Genomic DNA, 18,229 nt, shown 5'->3' with positions numbered 1-18,229 from the left:
ATTGATCCCGAGTTAGGGCCAGCCTATACGCGCAATATCTTCCGCAAGCGGCCGGCTCTGGAGGTCGTCGACGTAGATCGTGAGCCAGGCCTCACGTGCGCTTGCGGCCCCCGGCGCACGACGACGCGCCATGAACTTGAGGAGAACGGGCAGGTCGTACGCTGGCAACCAGACGTGCTCGTTGATCTCGCGTATGAAGCCATCGATGTCGTGCGGCACACGAAGGAGGATGACGTTCGCGCCGCCGGCGACGGCGCGAACGGCCTCCTGGCCGAGCGACCATGTCTTGCCCTGTCCAGACTAGCCGGAGAGGATGGTCGAGCGGTCTGCATATCTTTCTAAATTGTCCGGACACTGGTGCATACGGAGACGAGATAGGGGTGCCCATCCGGCATGCTGACGTTCTCGGTCGGTATCGCCTTTGCGCCGACCAACCGATCGTATTGTCCGTAACGATAGCTCAACGGTGGACGCGGCAGAAGCCGCGTCGTGTCGTCGTTACCGCGAAACCTGGTTGCTCCGCTCACCGCCGAGGGGGTGGGCTCATCGAATGTCGGGGGGAAGGATGTCCGACGCGATAATCCCCCGGCATGACACGGCGGCATCAGGCGGCTCGAGGCGTTTCGCCGGCATCCCAGCGACGCTCGGACTCTGCGTATAGTTCGCGAAGAACGAGATGCGGGTTCTCGCCGCGGCCCGCGTGTTCACCCAAGCCGTAAAGGACCATCCAGTTGACCGCTGGCCCACGGAGTTTCTGTCTGACCGCGTCGTAGTCCGGCATCATGGTGTGCGGATTGATGTGTAGATCGACGAGTTCCAGGTGTGCTTCCATCCCGCGTTTGGTCGTTCGGCCGGAGGCAAGGGTGCTTGCTGCACCGGCGATCAGATCCGCCACCTGTAGACCGGGTCGGTTGCGTGACTGGTCGAACCGTATTCTTCCGGCCAACGTCCATGAAATGTCCGCTTGGGGATTTAATCTCCGTGCTCGCATGATGCTGGGATCGTCGTCGCCGCCGACGAGCGTTTTGGATATTGTCTCTAGCTGTGGATGTTCGTCGCAAGTTACATCGAGGGGGCGTCGCTCCTTCCCGAAGTGACAGAGAATGCTGAACAGGCCCGAAGACGCCAGATCGAGCGTAAGCGTTCCCGGTCGCAATGCGTCACGCTCAGACTGGTTGTCGGCGATGATGACGTCCCGGTATCCGTTGGCGAACTTCGTGACCATCTCGAACGGGTTGCCTTCGAAAGGATCCCGTTCGTCATGCGTTCCGAAGAGCAGGGGTGCGGTCGCCGGATCGTAGCTGCGCATGAACGCGAGGAATTGTCGTACCGCTTCGCCTCCGAGATCATCTCGGTTGATCAAGAACGTGTAGCAGTACATCGCCACGAAACGGTGAAGGTCCTTCGCATAAAGAAGTTCCGGCCGGTGCTGAAAGACCGGCTCGTACACGTATTCGAAAACCTTGGCACTGAGCGCCAGCGCCTTGTCGTACGCGACGATCGAGTAGCGTCCCGCATAGACGCGTAGAATATCGAGCACTAGGGCGCGTCCGGCGTCGGTCTTGAGCAACGCGCTGGCCTTTAGCTCGTCATCAAGGATGCCGTGTGTCTGTCGAGCGGTTGAGATCACCGACCACGCCTCGTCATCGGTCGTCGCGACCCCGGCGTATGTAAAGATGCGCTGTTGCGCGTCGAGAAGATTGGGTCCGGTCTGACCGGACTCGTCGCAGAAGATCTGAAGGGGGGCGGCCATTGAGCCAATATAAGTCAGGAAGGCGCTTCGCCAAACGGAGGTGCATCGATTGTGGAGGTTGTTTGCGTCCGGTAACGTGTGTCCGATGAAAAGCCGGATCGACATGTATGCGCCATGGGCGGTCCTACGTACTTTGGTATCGTGGCTGATGGTGCCATTCGCACTTCTGCCCATCAGCGATCTGGCCGCTCAGCGTCTTTCGATCGAACCGTCGAGCGTCACCATCGCCGGGGGTCGTAGCGATCACGTTCTCGTACGGATCGAGAGCGGTGCGTCCCGTGGCCGTGGGATCTCGGTCACGAGCCCCGCCTCGATCCGTACGTCCGTACGATCACTCGGTCGTAGCGGGCCGTGGATTTTGGAACTGAAGGCGGAGCCCGGCTTTGAAGGAGAGGCGAACGCCATCGTGCAGACGCGAGGACTGGTAAGAGTACTTGCGGCGCCACTCGCGATCAAGGCGGCGCCTGCGCGTGCTCCTGGAAGCGTGATCGAAGCGGAGTTGTCGTTCGAAGGCGAGACGCTGTTGGACGGTTCGACGCGACCGATGCTCCTGCGGCTCTCTAACCCCTCCGACCTGCCGGTGAGGTATCGGCTGTCGACCGTGCTTCCCAGCTTCATCCGTCTCGGAACGGATGCCAACCAGTTCAAGCATCGGCGTGACCTCAGCGCTCATTCCACCGTGATGGTGCATATCCCCATCCAAACGGACGGAACCGCTGACCATCCCGTCATTAGCGGCAAGCACAAAGTAGCCGTCATGATCGCGACGAGTCAGGCTGGAACACCGACGTGGCGTGGACAATCGGTGGCGGCTACCGAACTGGAGATCGGGGTCCCCGGGATGGCCGAGGTTCAAGGCGTGCTGCAGGTCCCATCCTTCCTCCTTCTGCCCGGATTCCTGCTGGTTGCTGCGTTTGGTCTGACGTCGCGGATACTCGGCCAGTCCTCACCGACGAGCGAAGGCGAGGGGAGCGGGCTCCTGTCGCTGGGCTGGGGTGCAGGTCATTGGTTGGTCGCGATATCGGTCTCGATGGGGATCGTCTGGGTGTATCCCAACGTGACGGACGTCTGGCTGGGGAGCCGGCGCAACATCCTCTACGGCTTCGATTTGAGCGACGTGATCCGCGTGTGGATGCTATCCATAGGCTTGGGTATCGTCGTTGCGTTGGTGACGAAGCTGGTCTTGATCGTTCAGGTAAAGCGCGCTGGCAAGAAGGCGTTCTCAACCGACCTGCAGCCGTTCGAGTTGCTCGAGAGGCTCGAACGTCTGGGACTTCCAACCAAGTTGCCCTTCGCGGCGGTGAACGCGGATGACCGTCTCTACTCGCTGCAGACGCAGGCAGGCGCCGGGAAGGTCTGGGCTTGCTCGGCGATCACGTTGTCAATCGTAGATCCTTCGGTGGCGAGCCTGAATCGTGGGGCGTTGGCCAAGAACCTGAAGACGCTGAACGCGAAGGAACTCCGGATGTACCTTCAGGGACTGGTCGACGATGCGGCCGTTCGCCTGGACTGGGCGGTTGCGGATGGGGTGAGTGGGGTGGCAATCGTCGATGTAGCGAAGATGCAGCCCGAAGAGAGTCCGAAGCTGATCATCCGCCAGAGCGGATCGTGACTGGGGTGGGCGGACCCTGTGGCCCGCCCTCTAAGCGCCCACTCTTCCCGGCCGTTAAGCCGAGCCTCAGCGGCTCACTCTCAGTCATCTTCCGGCTAGCAGTATGGCTGCGGAGGCGCAATAGGTGGGCATGACGAGAATCACGGATGCACGCATCACATTCATCGCCGGTGACTGTTTCACCGACCATCTGGAAGAGGGGTACGCGGACGATATCGCGTTCACGGATGGATGGGCGTACGACGATCATTACAATCAGGTGCGCGGTGCGGGCCACCCTGATTACGAGATGGCTTGGCGCGATAGCCAGAAGAGTTCGTTCTGGAGGCACTATCTCGGCGACTCGCCGGGGAACGTTCCGGCGGAGACGGCCTGGAAACAGTTCGTTCCGCTTCGGCTGATCGAAGACCATGGCGTTGTCGAGACGGATCGCGGGGAGAGGGTGCTGGTCGATGCATTCGGCTACCAGTTCGGAATGGTTGTGGCGATTACGGTGCATGTTGCAAAGCACTCTGATTTCACGATCGATAGTTGGGTCGACAGGCTACGGGAGCTTCGCCTTGGTAGAGCCTTCCAGATCGACGGCCGTCCGGCAACGCTCACCGAGACATTGTCGCGTCTGCTGGACGATATCAGGCAGGAGGCTTTCCCGCATGTCGCTTCCGGAACTCGTTCGGCGGAACCGATTAGCGTCAACATGGTGCTGCAGGCAGCGGACGGCGAACCCGCCCAGGCCGTGGACACCGTATTGCAGCGTCAACTTCACGCGGTGACGGCTTGGCCGGCGGACTGGCGAAACGCGGTGCTTCCTCCAATTGGCCAGGAACCGGCGTTTCTCGCCATGCGTGGCCGTAACCAGGTCCCCGGTGATGCCCTATATGCGGCACCGAATGGCCGGACTGCATGGAGACCCGGTCTATTCAGGCGTCATCGTCCGCAGGATGGCCCCCAGCGGCGGCATACCTTGAGTTGTCTAGGCCACAATCTCGTCGCTGGGGCCGTTCAGACCGAAATGCTGCGTCTTCTGGCGGTTCGCGTGGCCAACGTTCCCGCGACCCGGCGGCATTTGGATATGGGGATACTTCGAAGAGTCGGATGGAAACTCGATCAGCTTCGAAGGGGTAAGGGCACGTACCGCTCCTCGAGCGTGAAGCTTCACGTCGAGGAAGCGTCAAGTCGCGCCGAAGTCAATGATTTGCTCGCGGCTGCAGACGCCCCGTTGATCCCGAACCCGTGACGAAACGGTCGCCGGGTGGAGAAAGCGATTGGACCGCGTAGCCCAAGAGCGTGCTTAACTCGCGCGTGATGGACGAGGCGCCTAGGCAAAGATCGGCGCCTTGTTTCGGGCCGCCGCTGAACTTTTCCCGGGACGCATGATTGCAGGCGTCAGGTGAAAGTGAAATGGGCAGCGTCTTGGACGCGATTATTGAAAGAAAGCAATCGTGGAATGACAGGCCCGTCAACCGTGAACGTGAACGTGAACACCGGCGGCGCCGACGAGCATGACGCGGTTTTAGCCTTGCGGGGTCAGGGGGCCGAAATAGCCCGGTACCGGGAAGAGCGCGGCGGCTTCGAAGACCTGCGTCAACTCGAGGAGGCTCCCGGCCTAGCCGGGAAGGCGGACAGAGCGCACGCCCATCTTACGGTTGGCTAAATGGTCTGGGGTCGCTGATCCGGTATCTGCGATCGCTACGCGTCGCCTGGAGTAAGCGAGCTGGCAGTTGTCGTGAACGATATCCGAGCGGCTTGCATCGATTGACCAAGCGGAATGTGACGCAGAGTGCTTCAGGAAAGCGCTGCGATCACGCCGAGGGCGGCACGGACCACGGCTGAAATGCGGATCTTCGTGGATCCTGATCAGGCCGCCTGATCGGTCGGCAGATGGCGGGCGGAGACGGTCAGGTGAGGAAGCCTCGGTCGGTCAGGCGCGGCACCTGTTCGACTTCGATGACCGGGGCATGGTCTGACGTCCCCCCTGTTTTTTAGTCCATTTTGAGCGAGAGTTTTCCGGCCTTGAGAGCCTTCGGGCAAGGAGCTGGAAATGAAGAAATCTAGGTACACAGACGAGCAGATTGCCTTCGCGTTGAAGCAGGCAGAAACCGGTACACCGGTGGCCGAAGTCATCCGGCGGATGGGGATTTCGGAGCAGACGTTCTACCGTTGGAAGAAGGTGTACGGCGGTCTCGGCGTCGGCGAGCTGAGGCGCCTGAAGCAGCTTGAGGACGAGAACCGGCAGCTGAAACAGCTGGTTGCCGACCTGAGTCTGGACAAGCACATTTTGCAGGATGTCCTGGCAAAAAATGTATGGTCCGCCCCCGTCTGGCAAGCATGAAACGCGATAGGCTGCACAGTCTGCGTAAATGTATCCGGCCTGTTTGTGGGACATCTCGATCCCTGGCCATGATGGGATACGCGCACGGTCGTCCTAACAAGCTAGTTCAGCCTTTAACGGCTGCATTTTTGCTCAGGCTTAGACCGTATCGCCATCGACTGTTTGCCATCACTCCTCGTGCTGCAGACCTGGGTGTTGCGGTTAGAGCGTCAGGCGGCGATCGGCATGGGGGGCCGATACTCTTCCTGACGTGCCAGCACTGCCCAACTGATCCGGGCGATCTTGTTAGCCAGCGCGACGACCGCGACATTCTTGTGTGTTCTTGTTTCCAGTTGGTCGAGCCAAGGCCCAAGGCCATGCTCGCGTTTCATATGCATGCTCGCCGACCGAGCACCGTGAATGAAAAGCCGGCGAAGGTGGCTGTTGCCACGCTTGGATATGCCGAGCAGCTTCGGCTTTCCGCCGGTCGAGTGTTGTCGTGGGACAAGCCCGAGCCAGGCCGCGAGGTCACGCCCCCGTTTAAAGCCCGTACCGTCGGCCACGGCCGCGACGAGCGCTGTGGCCACTAGAGGCCCGACACCAGGAATGGCGAGAAGCCGACGGCATGCCTCATCTGTCTTCGCGATCGCTTCCACATCCTTCGTCACCGCGGCGATATCTTGGTCGAGCGTCTGCCATTCCTCCCAGAGCCGCTGCAGGAGGGTGCGCATGCGCGATGAGAGCGTCGAGCGCTCGTCCACGAACAGCAAGGGCATTTCGCGCGCCATGTGCTGACGTCCAGCGCGGAATACGATGCCTCGCTCGAGCAGGAAGGCGCGGATCTGGTTGATGACTGCGGTACGCCTGCTGACGAGCCGTTCACGTACCCGGTGTAGAGCTTGTAAATCGAGTTGCTCAACAGACTTGGCCGGTACGAACCGCATAGTCGGTCGCTGAACGGCTTCGGCGATCGCCTCGGCATCGAGGTAGTCGTTCTTGTTGGATTTGAGGAACGGCTTCACGAACTGAGGCGCCATCAATCGAACGTCATGATCCAGCGCTGACAGCTCGCGAGCGAGATGATGGGCACCACAGCACGCCTCCATGCCAACCAAGCATCTTGGCAGCGCCGCCATATGTCGCATCAGTTGAGATCGGCTAAGCTTCTTCTTCCACTGGATGGATCCCGCGACATCCAAGCCGATCAGGTGAAACGAGGTCTTGCCAATGTCGATGCCGACCACTGCTACTTCTGTCATGACGGTCCTCCTCGATATGAAGGCGCTTATGATGCACCCGACTCGTCCAAACCGTAAGGGGGCGGACCATCCCACAAGCTCTGACGCCTGGACGACGGCGCGAGCTCGTCGCGTACGTCCAGGCGTCCCATGCCGTGAGTGAGCGGCGCAGTTGCTCGGCGCTGGGCGTCGAGCGGTCGTCGGTGCGCTACATCTCGCACAAGTCGGACCAGACACCGCTGGTGATGCGCATCCGTGATCTGGCGGCGACGCGGACGCGCTATGGCTATTTCCGGATCTACATCCTGTTGCGCAGGGAAGGATGGGTCGTGAACCACAAACGTGTTTATCGGCTATATCGGAATGATGGACTGAGCCTTCGGCTCAAGAAGCCAAGACGCAACGTCAGCGCTGCCAACCGCAAACGCCAACCTGCTGCACTCGCGGCGAACGAGATGTGGTCGATGGATTTCGTCTCTGACGCGTTGTTCGACGGCCGGCGGTTACGGGCGCTGACCGTGGTCGACGCCTTCACCCGCGAAGCGCTGGCGATCGACGTTGACCAGGGGATCAAGGGCGAGCAGGTGGTCGAGGCGATGGCACGGATCTCGTCGACTCGCGGCGCGCCCAAGACCATTCGCGTGGACAATGGGCCGGAGTTCATCTCGAAGGCTCTCGACCGCTGGGCATACGAGAACGGCGTCACGTTGGACTTCAGCCGACCGGGCAAACCAACCGACAACGCGTTCGTAGAGTCGTTCAACGGTCGCCTTCGTGACGAGTGCCTGAACGCACATTGGTTCTTATCCATCGCGGACGCTCGAGCCAAGATCGAGGCCTGGCGACGGGACTATAACGAGAGCCGCCCTCACACATCGCTTGGCTGGATGACGCCGCTCGAATATGCTGCCGCCGCGGCCATCAGAGCGGCCGAATGAACGCCGGAAACTCACCTTCAGATTGGATGAGAAACCGGGGGACCCTCAATGAACGCCGGAAACTCACCTTCAGATTGGATGAGAAACCGGGGGACCCTCATGAACGCCGGAAACTCACCTTCAGATTGGATGAGAAACCGGGGGACCCTCAACAAGACGCTCTACAACCGGTGGAAACGGTGGGGCGAAAGGGGTGTCTTCTTCCGCATAATGGAGGGGCTGGCTGCCGCGAGCGCCACGCCCAAGACGATCATGATCGACGCAACTTACCTGAAAGCACACCGCACGGCATCGAGCCTGCGGGTAAAACGTATGGCTCGCCCCGTCGGCAAGCGGTTTGTGTCTGATGTTCTGAGCAGTCTGCGAAAACGTATCCGGCCTTCCAACACGAGGTCGTTGGCCAAGATGGAGATCCGCGCGTCCTGGTCCTCATAAAGGGGCCGGCATCGAGTGCCATTTTTAGCCATAGGGTTCCGGGACACCGGTCGACTGTCAGGCCATCTTTCACTCACCTCCCGCAGACATCATTTAGCTGGCGCAAGGCGCGCCGGCCGAGCTTGTTCAGGCTGCTTGTGCAACCGGATCGTAGGTGCGCTCGTGTCGCAGCAGCGCCCACACGATACGCGCCATCTTGGCGGCCAATGCCACCACGACGGTGTTGTGATGAGAACGTGAGAGGAGACCGCGCAGCCAGGCGCCAAGTCGCGTATCGCTCTTGCTCATGACCGGCAGGGACGCACGCGCACCTTGGATCAGGTTCTTGCGCAGGTAACGGCTCCCACGTTTGGTGATACCGAGCAACCGCGGCTTGCCTCCGGTCGTTGCCTGCCGCGGCACCAAGCCCAGCCATGCGGCAAGGTCGCGCCCGCGCCCGAAGGTCCGGGCATCCCCGATCGCTGCCACCAGCGCAGTGGCATTAAGCGCACCGATGCCGGGAATGGTCAGCAATCGCCGTGTCCGTTCATCCGCCCGAGCCGCATCGGTGAACTCGGCATCGAGATCTGCGATCCGTTCGTCGAGCGCGCTCCAGCGCAGGCGCATGTCGCTCACCAGCCGGTGAATGCGGGAGCCGAGTACCGGTTCGTCACCATCCAGCATCTCACCCAGCCGAAGGGCAAGCTTTGCACGCCCCTGTGGGACGATGTAACCGCGTTCGAGGAGGAGGCTCCTGATCTGGTTCATCAGGGAGGTGCGGTCTCCGACAAGCTGGTCACGGATACGATGGAGCGTCTGCATGTCGAGTTGCTCCTCGGTCTTTAGCTCGACAAACCGCATAGTCGGCCGTGTCGCCGCCTCGGCGATCGCCTCGGCATCACGATCATCGTTGTTCTGCGCCTTGACGTAAGGGCGGACGTATTCCGGCGACATCAATCGTACCGCATGGCCTTGTCGCGCCAAGGCACGTCCCATGTGATGCGCACCGCAGCAGGCCTCCATCGCCACAACGCAGGCCGGCAAGGTCGCCGCGTAGGTGATGACTGTCTCGCGCCGCATTCGTCGGCGGACGACAACCTTGCCAATTGCGTCCAGCCCAACCACGCTGCAGCTGTTCTTGCCAAGATCGATCCCGAGCACAGAAATGTCCATGACCTTCGCTCCTTCCGCAAACGACCCGCTGTCGTGAAGCAACAACGGTTCAGATAAGGGGCGAGCCATCCATAAAGGGGGCCTTGGGCGCCTCATCGGACGCACCAAAGGGGGCTTGAACACCAAGCTGCACGCCGTCACCGATGCAGAAGGTAGACCGCTCAGCTTCTTCATGACCGCTGGCCAGGTCAGCGACTACACCGGCGCGGCCGCGCTGCTCGATGATCTACCCGCGGCGCAGTGGCTGCTAGGTGACCGCGGCTACGACGCCGACTGGTTCAGGGATGCGCTCCAGGCAAAGGGCATAACGCCCTGCATTCCGGGCCGAAAATCCCGGATCATGCCCGTCAAATACGACAAGCGCCGCTACCGAAGCCGGAGCCGTATCGAGATTATGTTCGGTCGTCTGAAGGACTGGCGCCGCGTCGCTACCCGCTACGACCGATGCCCGACCGTCTTCTTCTCCGCTGTGGCCCTCGCCGCCACCGTCATCTTCTGGCTATGATCAACGAGTCCTGACCCTAGCGGTATCCAAACGGACGAAGACGCAACTGGCGGCTGATTTCAAGTCCGATATGTCATGTCCAGTACCCGCCAAATGATAGTGCATCTGTTGCGCCATCGAAAAACTTCGGCAGGTGTGTGCCAACGCCCGCTGTGACCGCCAAACCGCGAAGCACGAGCGCCCAGATCGCTCACCGATCCGAGAGGGTGCTCCCACGGTACTCATCGCATTTCCGCCTTTGCTCCGGTTTGTCTTGTTGCTCGCTTGGACGCGTGGAATTCAACGCGCCGAAACAGCAGGTCAAGATCTTCCCGACTTACATCGAAGGTCTCGCCGAGGTCGGCGAGTGCAAGGTCGATATCTGCGGGATGCGGCACACTCAGTCCCGATGCGGTCAGCTCGTGACCCACGATCGGGATCGGACGGTGAGGATAGGAATGGCCCGAGGCCCTATGGAAAGCGATGCCGGCAAGGATCAAGATGAGCGAATTCACGCCGACCGGTACGAACGGGAACGCGTAACCGGCTCCTAGCACAGCCGGCCCACCAATCACGGCCGTTAGCGCAGCAGCCCCGCCGGGCGGGTGCAAACAGCGAAGCAGGGACATGGCGAAGATCGCCCCTCCTACGGCAACTCCTACCGCCAGATACGGTATGGGCACGAACCGAGCCGCTGTTACGCCGACCAACGCTGATATTACGTTACCGCCTACCACTGACCAGGGTTGGGCCAGTGGGCTTGCTGGAACGGCAAAGACCAGTACCGCGGAAGCGCCGATCGGCGCTACCAGCAACGGGAGCGATGCCCATCCGTGGAGGGTCATGGCGCTCACAAGGCTTGTGAGCGCAACGCCGATCAACGCGCCGATGCACGCGAAGAGGCGGTCGCGTAGTGTCGCGCCAGCGAGGATAGGTACAAAAGACAACGGCAGCTTCATATTTTTGATTTACCTACCCCAACGATCTGGTTCTCATCGGAAAATACCTTCGCTGATTTTCGCTATGTTCGGTCGATCTCTGCGCGTTTGCGGGCGCTGCGGACTTTGAGCAGATCATGTCGTGAAAGGATGCCAACCACGCGATTAGTGCCGACCTCGACAATTGGGATACGTCCAACACCACTCTCGACCATTAAGTCAGCAACTCCGCCGATGGGTGAGTGAGGGTAAGCGGTCGGCTGCGATGAATCGGATAGCGCCTCGCCAATCGAGGTGTCGGGTAGCTCGCCTTCCACCTGCCAGCGAAGCGCATCGGCCCGGGACACCATTGCGACCAGTCGCCCGCCCTCGTCCACCACGGGATATGTTCGGTGCGTCGCGTCGTTGGCAAAATAGGCGACTGCATCCTTGATCGACATGGTTCCCGACAACACGGCGGGGTCGGGTGTCATAACTTGCTCAGCTTGGAGGAACTCGTACGGATCGACGGTATATTCCTGAAGAATATGACGGCCGCGCCGGGCGATTTTCTCGGTGAGAATTGAGCGGCGCATGATCAGGACGCTAATCGCGTAAGCTCCGGTCGCCGCTGCGATCGTCGCCGGTAAAGCATCAAAGTGACCGGTCAGCTCGACCGCGAACAGCGCGCCGGTCAGCGGCGCGCGCATGGCACCGCTCATCATGCCAGCCATGCCGACCATCGCCCAGAACCCTACCGAGCCGGGCAGGAACTGCCCTAACAAGGCACCCAGGGCACCGCCCATAATCAGCAATGGTGCGAGGACGCCACCCGATGTTCCCGACCCCAGTGCAACCAGCCATACGATTGCTTTTACGAACAGCAGCGCGAGGATGACCCGCACCGCCAACGATCCGTCGAGCAACGCCTGGATGTTCGCATAGCCTGCGCCAAGGACGCGGACATCGATCAGGCCCCCAATCCCGACGACGACTCCACCTATCGCCGGCCACCACATCCAGTACACAGGCAACCGGTGGAACGCATCCTCGATGCGGTAGAGCAGCACCGACAGCAACGCCGCTTCTAGCCCGACCAGAACACCCATCCCGAGGGCTAAACCTCCTGTCGGCCACCACGCCTGCACGGGAGCCGCTGCGAACGGGAAGAGTGGTCCGGCGCCTAGCAGCATAGGTCGCCAGGCAAACGCTACCAGTGTTCCGACGACCACGGGCACGAAGCTGCGGGGCTTCCACTCGAACAGCAGAATCTCGATCGCCAGCAGTATCGCGGCGATCGGCGTGCCGAAGATTCCGGTCATCCCCGCCGCGGCGCCGGCGACCAGTAGCGTCTTCCGCTCGGCCGCGCTCAGGTGGAAGCATTGGGCGAACAGCGATCCGATCGCACCGCCAGTCATTATGATCGGACCTTCGGCCCCGAACGGACCTCCGCTGCCGATCGAGATCGCCGATGATAGTGGCTTAAGGACCGCGACCTTGAGCGACAGGCGACTTTCGCCGTAGAGAATGGCCTCGATCGCTTCCGGAATGCCATGCCCCTTGATCTTCTCCGAACCGAAGCGCGCCATCAGGCCGATCAGCAGACTACCGATGACCGGTATCGCGATCACTGCCAGGCCGACGTGTGCGTCCACGATTTCAGCAGGCGCGGCCGATATCCTGCCGAACCAGAACAGGTTGGTGGCAAATGCGATCAGCTTTAAGAGGATCCAGGCCCCGAACGCCGCGCCAGTGCCGACTAGGATAGATGCTCCGGCGAGCATTATCATGCGCCAGTCGGCGCTATGATCGGCAAGCCGCTTGGGTTTTGGGATATTGAGGGTGGAAGCCGTCATGCGCTCTCGCCGGTTCAGGAACGGCGACCACTATATCGCGCCGCGATATACTTCAACGCCTAGCATTACAGTTGCGCATTTGATCGAAGTCTGAATCAATGGGTCTCCATGGCAGGAGACTGTGGATGACGGGCGCATCGATTGAGACGACGCTGGAGCTTTGGGCGACTTCGCTGCGTGATGTGAAGGCGCGGATGCGGGGTTTGTTCACGCAGGAACGTGTCGCGGCATCTGCAGGGTTGTTCCTGGACGGACTGCTAGGCGACGAGCGGCGCAAGACCGGCTGGATGCGTGCTGAAGCGGCAGGCGATCCGGGACCGTGGCGGCAGCAGGCAATCCTCGGCCGCGGTCGGTGGGATGCTGACGCGCTGCGCGATATCGTACGCGACTATGTCGTCGACACGTTGGCTGCCGAGGATGCGGTGCTCGTGATCGACGAGACGGGCTTCCTCAAGCAGGGCAAGGCGTCGTGTGGTGTCTCGCGCCAATACACCGGGTCTGCGGGCAAGATCACCAACTGCCAGATCGGCGTCTTTGCCGCCTATGTCTCGCACCACGGTCACGCCTTTATCGACCGGGCGCTGTACCTGCCGAAGGTTTGGACGAGCGACAGCGAGCGCATGGATGCGGCCCATGTTCCAATGGAGACGCGGTTCGCGACCAAGCCCGCCTTGGCGGTGCAGATGATCGCACGTACGATTGCAGCCGACGTCCCGTTCACCTGGGTCGCCGCTGATAGCGTGTACGGCGTCGGCGACGTCGAGCAGGCGCTACGCAGAGCCGGAAAAGGCTATGTCCTCGGCGTTGGCTCCAACCATCACTTTGGCTCCTGGGTGGGGAAGCCCGCCGTTTTCGGCACTGCAGGCGAGATCGCACAGGATCTCGATCCCGCCGCCTGGCATCGCCTGTCGGCAGGCGAGGGCACGAAGGGAGCAAGACTGCACGACTGGGCCTATCTCGAACTCGCGGACATCGAGGCTACCGATTACGGTGAAGGACGCCCAGGAATGTGGACCCGCGGCTTGCTGATCCGACGACATATCACGGACGGCGAACTGGCGTTCTTCACGACTTGGTGCCCGGCGGGGACCGGGATCGACGCGCTCGTGCACGTTGAAGGCCACCGCTGGGCGATCGAGGACAGCTTCGAGACGACTAAGAACGAACTCGGCCTCGACCACAACGAAACCCGATCCTGGCACGGATGGCATCGCCACGTATCGCTGGTCATGCTTGCGTTCGCCATGATGGCAGTGATCCGCCATCATGCAAACCAAGTGACGCCCCCAAAAAGAATGCGCACGACACTCCGGCGCTGATCCGCTGGTCAATACAAGAGGTTCGGCGCATTGCCGTCCGGCTCGCCCAACGCCGTATCGCGCCCGCCCACATCATCGCATGGTCGTTATGGCGACGAGCGCATCAAGCGGCCGCCCGCCACGCACATTTAAAGACCAGAATGCAACTGTAATGCTAGGATATGAGTGATGATTGATCGCGACGAGTTAGCCGACGCCGACTATGCGGCGCTTGCAGACTTCCGCTATGCGCTACGCCAGTTTCTCGTGTTCAGTGAACGAGGCGCGGCCAGCTGCGGCTTGAAGCCTCAGCAACACCAGGCGCTGCTCGCGATCCGGGGGGCTGGGCATGCGAACGTGAGCGTAGGCTACGTCGCCGAGCGTCTGGCCCTAAAACCGCACAGCGCGACCGGGTTGGTCGATCGTCTTGAAACGCTTGGCTTAGTCATACGTAAGCCATCCCCCGACGACGGCAGACAGGCTCTCCTCGATTTGACGCCGAAGGCACAAACGCTCTTGCGAAAGCTGTCGCAGACACATCGCGAAGAGATCGTGCGGCTTCGGCCCATGCTGGCGGAACTGCTAGCGCGCGTCGATTGATCCCGTTCGTAAGGCACTCTAATTGCAATATGTGTCGCAATGCGATATATATTGCTGAAAGGAGTCGGCGACATGCAGTTGATCCTCGTTGCGGCTGGAGCGATCGGTATGGTCGTAGGAAGCCTAGCGGCCGCCGTGCTGCTTTGCTGGTTCCTGTGGTACGCGTTTCGGCTCATGCTGCACCCCGAATGGGGGGCATCGGCTATTCTGATGGTCCTGATGCTCGCCTTGTTTGGTGAGCTGCCGAAAAGCGAATTCTTGAACATGACATTGACGTTCGCAGTGGTTGCAGCGGTGCCGCTTTGGTTCGCAGGACGCGCCTGGCGCAATCAACGTCGGCAGGCGTTGAAAGACCGGTGCGAGCACGGTGTTAATCTACGGTCCAGCCAACCGACCGTTCCGACAAAAACCATGCTTTCGCCTCGATTGTACCCGGCAATCACTGCCTGCATTTGTGAAGAGCGCCCGCCAACCCGCGACGAGATTCATGTTGTCGCTTCGCGGCTTTGGCGAGAGGGGTTCGCGCAACGCTTTGGGTCTCAGACCTTGCCCGCGAGCTTTGCGGCGCGACGAGCGCTGTTGCGGGCCGCTACCGTAGCTCTGAGCGGCTGGGGCGCAGGAGATAGGCAGGGACGAGGTGCTGTAGGGCTTTAGTGGCCTGTTGCGATTGCGCTTGAACTGCCACGACAGAGGGACGCTTTGTCTATTTTCTGTTGCAGGAAGACGTTGCGAGCGGTCCGCACCATCGCAATGGCGGCGAGCTAACTGATTTCCGACCAAGTGTGCGCGATGGTGTGGTTGGCATTCCGGTTGTGCCATGAGGCGTAAGCTAAGCGCCATGTACGGAGTCTTCATCGACGCGAGAAACGAGCGCCGCCTGTCGAAGTTCAGTCGGCGCCAGTAGTCACCGTTACCGAGGTTTTCGGCTGGCGCTTAACCTCCATGCATCCTGTTGCCAATATATCGCACCGCGATACAATCGTGCAAGTGGTTTGAGCGCTTCCCGAGTCTCCGATAGAATTAGCTACTGAAGGTCCTCGGCTCCCGCTACTCTGAGGCGCTACGGTTGGCCGACAAGCTTAGTAGGGCTGTCGTTGGGGAGAGGATGCGCCGGGGTACCGGCTTTCTGCCGGCCGTAGCAGCGCTAGGCGCACTCGAAGATCACTGAACTGCTGTAGAAAAGATCACGGCCACTTGCGTTCGTACAACGAAATACTGTGAGATTTCCAATGATGATATCGATTTATAGAATCTGAATAATTACTCACAGACTAATTCTTAAATGGTTTTGAAAAATATAACCAGTCTCGCAGGAAATATCTATTTCGTCATTAATCATATTTGCTTGTCAAATGCTAATTATTTGTATTTAAGTAAAGTAGAATATTTCTAATAGTTATCTTTATCAGTATATTACTGCTTATAGCCATAGCTCTGCTTTATGATTTACTATGGCTAGTTGAAGCGAGGGCGGGTAAGATATTGTTAACAGCCACCACAATGGTTGCATTGATCGTAGCGATTTGGATCGCTCAGGTAGGCTCATCGGAACAAACAGGCCCTTTAATTCCTTGGATTGCTATTTTGTCAGCGACGCTCCTGCTAAAGTGGCTTCATACCATATTCTGGAAAACGGACGGGAAATGACGCGGTTACTTTGCCTGAGTGGATCCGGATACTACCCTACGTGCACGGGTCCGTGTCTGTGCTCGGTAAGCGCAGGCATTCCCGGAAATGACGACTGAGACGGGGGGCAGCAGTCAAAGGGTCGACGTAACCTGTTACTGGCATCGCCTTTGAATGATGTACGCCCCCGCGACATACAGGCGGTTCCGCCACCACGCCGGGCAACTCGCCGCACGCCTGTAACCCGGGCTTTGGACGGCATTGCCGCCTAAGTTCGGGCCTTGTTCGATCTGATCCTGACGGTCGCGCCATGTGCGCCTCCGGTATCGAATGGCGGAAAGCTACAATGAAACACCATGCCCTTCCGGCGGATAATCGTCCGGCCATCTATCTTACTGCTGGCGAGTGCGACGCGCTCTCGGAACTGGCGATGAGTGCTGAACACAGGCACCCGCATTCCTCGGCAATGCTCTTGGCCGAGCTTTGTCGTGCCGAACTATGCCAGCCAGGTGAACTGCCGGAGCAGACGGTGGTTATGAACTCACGGATCGACTTCATCGATGAAGGCACTGGCGCGCGCCGCACCGTTCAACTCGTCTATCCTCGCGATGCGGACATAGCTGCGGGACGCGTTTCGATACTAACTCCGATTGGTGCCGGCCTGATTGGCATGACAGCCGGGTATTCGATCCGCTGGCCGGATCGCGACGGCCGTGACCGGCTGTTGCGCATCGTAAGCGTGACGCCGCCCGGAGAGGGTTGAGGCCATGATCGAGGAACTGGCCCGTCACCGCTGCACCGGGGATGACGGCACGCCTTTGTTCGTGGTTGAGCACCGCCATCTCTTCACTTCGCAAGGGGAAGCAGGAGCGCGACAACATCACGGTTCGGTCTGGACGACGCTGCTCAACGGCGAGCCTGTGCGCTACATCGACAACCGGACCTTTGAAGTGATCGCGACGGGTGAGCTGCTTGCCCACGATCTGGAGCGTTGCGACTGCGCGCCCGCTGTCAGGATCGCGACCCGGAATGGTGGCGATGAAAACATGGCGGGGCAGGCATAGCCATGTCCGTCTGGATCACCCGATCAGCCCCCGACAACCTGCGCACGGCGCGCGAACTGCGCGCGTTGGGACAGATGCCACTCATGGTTCCGATCCTGAGGACGGTGCCACGCTACCAACCACCAATCACATCGCCGCCAGATGCGATCGTATTTACCAGTGTCCATGCGGTGCGCCATTTCGCACGCCATGATCAACTTTTGTCGGTTCCGGTTTTCGCCGCCTCTGGCCCGGTCGCGAAGGCGGCCTCCTTGGCTGGCTACGTAAACGTCACCAGCACGGGCGGTGACGACGCGATGCTGTCTGAACTCGTCGGCCATGTGCTTCCGCGCCAGGCGCGCGTCCTGCTTCTGTGCGGCGACAGCACCTCTGCGATAGCCGCCGATCGTCTGCTAGCCCAAGGCTGCTGCGTCGAGCGTCAGGCCGTCTACAAGTCCGTCTCGATTCAAGATGATGCGCTGGCGCCTGTGAGAAAAGCATTGGATCGGGTAAGCGCGATCGTCCTGCATTCCCGCAGCAGTGCGGAGCGCATCGTCCCGCTGCTGTGCCGTGCCCACTGGCGCGGCTCGCTGTGGTGCATATCGGAGCAGGCAGCGCACGCGTGCAGCGACTTACCCCACGTCACCGTGCATACGGCCGCCCGGCCATCCGAAAGATCTCTCCTCGACATGATCGCGCAAGCCTCGCCAGCAAAACACAAACGACCTTCACGGGTGCGCCAGCTCAATGCCGCGATGCTGATGTCCGCGCTTCAATCCCGGCCGTCATCTCAGCGCCTGACGGCGCGGAACGATAATGCGCCCGACATCTGGCGGCCGGATGACGATGACCCGGACCCCACCGCCGCCTGAGCTGTCTTATCCACTTGGCAAACCAGTCCGACACCCTGTGGTCAGCGTGCTGGCCCCCTAACGAAAGCTTCGCCATGCTCCGTTCTTCGATAAC

14 protein-coding genes and 4 pseudogenes are annotated in these 18,229 nt (G+C 60.4%); 12 read left to right on the top strand and 6 right to left on the bottom strand.

The window, feature by feature from the left end; genetic code table 11:
- Positions 1-12: 12 nt before the first annotated feature.
- The gene (locus tag AC1MLZ_RS05375; protein WP_199861014.1) at positions 13-219 is read right to left on the bottom strand and encodes a hypothetical protein; all 207 of its coding nucleotides are present in this window, start codon (positions 217-219) and stop codon (positions 13-15) included.
- A gap of 385 nt (positions 220-604) precedes the next feature.
- Complete coding sequence (locus tag AC1MLZ_RS05370) at positions 605-1,753, bottom strand: DUF3800 domain-containing protein (protein WP_199861013.1); 1,149 nt, start codon at positions 1,751-1,753, stop codon at positions 605-607.
- A 358-nt stretch (positions 1,754-2,111) separates the two neighbouring features.
- On the opposite strand from AC1MLZ_RS05370, the gene AC1MLZ_RS05365 reads away from it, so the two are divergent.
- The 3 genes and pseudogenes from AC1MLZ_RS05365 to AC1MLZ_RS05355 all read left to right on the top strand — a co-directional run.
- Complete coding sequence (locus tag AC1MLZ_RS05365) at positions 2,112-3,365, top strand: hypothetical protein (protein ID WP_480960730.1); 1,254 nt, start codon at positions 2,112-2,114, stop codon at positions 3,363-3,365.
- 130 nt (positions 3,366-3,495) lie between these two features.
- Positions 3,496-4,602: a hypothetical protein gene (locus AC1MLZ_RS05360; RefSeq protein WP_151991981.1), complete on the top strand. Its 1,107-nt coding sequence runs from the start codon at positions 3,496-3,498 to the stop codon at positions 4,600-4,602.
- A gap of 804 nt (positions 4,603-5,406) precedes the next feature.
- Positions 5,407-5,670: pseudogene (locus AC1MLZ_RS05355) on the top strand (transposase); the annotation flags it as partial.
- 236 nt (positions 5,671-5,906) lie between these two features.
- Here AC1MLZ_RS05355 and AC1MLZ_RS05350 read toward each other — a convergent pair.
- Positions 5,907-6,935, bottom strand: coding sequence for an IS110 family RNA-guided transposase (locus tag AC1MLZ_RS05350; RefSeq protein WP_480960697.1), 1,029 nt, complete (start codon positions 6,933-6,935; stop codon positions 5,907-5,909).
- 74 nt (positions 6,936-7,009) lie between these two features.
- Between AC1MLZ_RS05350 and AC1MLZ_RS05345 the strand changes: the two are divergent.
- A pseudogene (locus AC1MLZ_RS05345) lies at positions 7,010-7,852 on the top strand (IS3 family transposase); the annotation flags it as partial.
- A 153-nt stretch (positions 7,853-8,005) separates the two neighbouring features.
- Positions 8,006-8,173 (top strand): annotated as a pseudogene (locus AC1MLZ_RS05340) (IS5/IS1182 family transposase); the annotation flags it as partial.
- A gap of 240 nt (positions 8,174-8,413) precedes the next feature.
- Here AC1MLZ_RS05340 and AC1MLZ_RS05335 read toward each other — a convergent pair.
- On the bottom strand, positions 8,414-9,439 hold the full coding sequence (locus AC1MLZ_RS05335; protein WP_480961468.1) for an IS110 family RNA-guided transposase: 1,026 nt from the start codon (positions 9,437-9,439) through the stop codon (positions 8,414-8,416).
- 67 nt (positions 9,440-9,506) lie between these two features.
- On the opposite strand from AC1MLZ_RS05335, the pseudogene AC1MLZ_RS05330 reads away from it, so the two are divergent.
- Positions 9,507-9,944: pseudogene (locus AC1MLZ_RS05330) on the top strand (IS5 family transposase); the annotation flags it as partial.
- A gap of 221 nt (positions 9,945-10,165) precedes the next feature.
- Here the strand turns inward: AC1MLZ_RS05330 and AC1MLZ_RS05325 are convergent.
- Together AC1MLZ_RS05325 and AC1MLZ_RS05320 are read right to left on the bottom strand one after the other, a co-directional pair.
- On the bottom strand, positions 10,166-10,882 hold the full coding sequence (locus AC1MLZ_RS05325; protein ID WP_082447085.1) for an HPP family protein: 717 nt from the start codon (positions 10,880-10,882) through the stop codon (positions 10,166-10,168).
- Positions 10,883-10,944: 62 nt separating this feature from the next.
- Positions 10,945-12,696, bottom strand: a complete 1,752-nt coding sequence (locus tag AC1MLZ_RS05320; protein ID WP_480960729.1) for a chloride channel protein — start codon at positions 12,694-12,696, stop codon at positions 10,945-10,947.
- 125 nt (positions 12,697-12,821) lie between these two features.
- On the opposite strand from AC1MLZ_RS05320, the gene AC1MLZ_RS05315 reads away from it, so the two are divergent.
- The 6 genes from AC1MLZ_RS05315 (at position 12,822) to AC1MLZ_RS05290 (ending at position 18,135) form a co-directional block, all read left to right on the top strand.
- The gene (locus tag AC1MLZ_RS05315) at positions 12,822-14,015 is read left to right on the top strand and encodes an IS701 family transposase (RefSeq protein ID WP_183938023.1); all 1,194 of its coding nucleotides are present in this window, start codon (positions 12,822-12,824) and stop codon (positions 14,013-14,015) included.
- A gap of 168 nt (positions 14,016-14,183) precedes the next feature.
- Entirely contained in the window at positions 14,184-14,594 is a 411-nt protein-coding gene (locus tag AC1MLZ_RS05310; RefSeq protein ID WP_056409546.1) for a MarR family winged helix-turn-helix transcriptional regulator, read from the top strand.
- Positions 14,595-14,666: 72 nt separating this feature from the next.
- The gene (locus AC1MLZ_RS05305; RefSeq protein WP_480960728.1) at positions 14,667-15,248 is read left to right on the top strand and encodes a hypothetical protein; all 582 of its coding nucleotides are present in this window, start codon (positions 14,667-14,669) and stop codon (positions 15,246-15,248) included.
- A 1,318-nt stretch (positions 15,249-16,566) separates the two neighbouring features.
- The gene (rnk, locus tag AC1MLZ_RS05300; protein ID WP_151991827.1) at positions 16,567-16,983 is read left to right on the top strand and encodes a nucleoside diphosphate kinase regulator; all 417 of its coding nucleotides are present in this window, start codon (positions 16,567-16,569) and stop codon (positions 16,981-16,983) included.
- Between the two features lie 4 nt (positions 16,984-16,987).
- Positions 16,988-17,284 (top strand): hypothetical protein, encoded by a 297-nt coding sequence (locus AC1MLZ_RS05295; RefSeq protein WP_056409540.1) that lies wholly within the window; start codon positions 16,988-16,990, stop codon positions 17,282-17,284.
- A gap of 2 nt (positions 17,285-17,286) precedes the next feature.
- Entirely contained in the window at positions 17,287-18,135 is an 849-nt protein-coding gene (locus AC1MLZ_RS05290) for a uroporphyrinogen-III synthase (RefSeq protein WP_151991828.1), read from the top strand.
- The last annotated feature ends 94 nt before the right edge of the window (positions 18,136-18,229 follow it).

It is taken from the genome of Sphingomonas sp. PEI4 (assembly GCF_056679955.1).
This window is presented reverse-complemented; position numbering and strand designations above follow the sequence as displayed.

What these genes read in the sequence shown, in the direction of transcription:
- AC1MLZ_RS05370 (WP_199861013.1), bottom strand. Translation starts at nt 1,753, where the DNA reads ATGGCCGCCCCCCTTCAGATCTTCTGCGACGAGTCCGGTCAGACCGGA.
- AC1MLZ_RS05360 (WP_151991981.1), top strand. Translation starts at nt 3,496, where the DNA reads ATGACGAGAATCACGGATGCACGCATCACATTCATCGCCGGTGACTGT.
- AC1MLZ_RS05350 (WP_480960697.1), bottom strand. Translation starts at nt 6,935, where the DNA reads ATGACAGAAGTAGCAGTGGTCGGCATCGACATTGGCAAGACCTCGTTT.
- AC1MLZ_RS05335 (WP_480961468.1), bottom strand. Translation starts at nt 9,439, where the DNA reads ATGGACATTTCTGTGCTCGGGATCGATCTTGGCAAGAACAGCTGCAGC.
- AC1MLZ_RS05325 (WP_082447085.1), bottom strand. Translation starts at nt 10,882, where the DNA reads ATGAAGCTGCCGTTGTCTTTTGTACCTATCCTCGCTGGCGCGACACTA.
- AC1MLZ_RS05320 (WP_480960729.1), bottom strand. Translation starts at nt 12,696, where the DNA reads ATGACGGCTTCCACCCTCAATATCCCAAAACCCAAGCGGCTTGCCGAT.
- AC1MLZ_RS05315 (WP_183938023.1), top strand. Translation starts at nt 12,822, where the DNA reads ATGACGGGCGCATCGATTGAGACGACGCTGGAGCTTTGGGCGACTTCG.
- AC1MLZ_RS05310 (WP_056409546.1), top strand. Translation starts at nt 14,184, where the DNA reads ATGATTGATCGCGACGAGTTAGCCGACGCCGACTATGCGGCGCTTGCA.
- AC1MLZ_RS05305 (WP_480960728.1), top strand. Translation starts at nt 14,667, where the DNA reads ATGCAGTTGATCCTCGTTGCGGCTGGAGCGATCGGTATGGTCGTAGGA.
- rnk (WP_151991827.1), top strand. Translation starts at nt 16,567, where the DNA reads ATGAAACACCATGCCCTTCCGGCGGATAATCGTCCGGCCATCTATCTT.
- AC1MLZ_RS05295 (WP_056409540.1), top strand. Translation starts at nt 16,988, where the DNA reads ATGATCGAGGAACTGGCCCGTCACCGCTGCACCGGGGATGACGGCACG.
- AC1MLZ_RS05290 (WP_151991828.1), top strand. Translation starts at nt 17,287, where the DNA reads ATGTCCGTCTGGATCACCCGATCAGCCCCCGACAACCTGCGCACGGCG.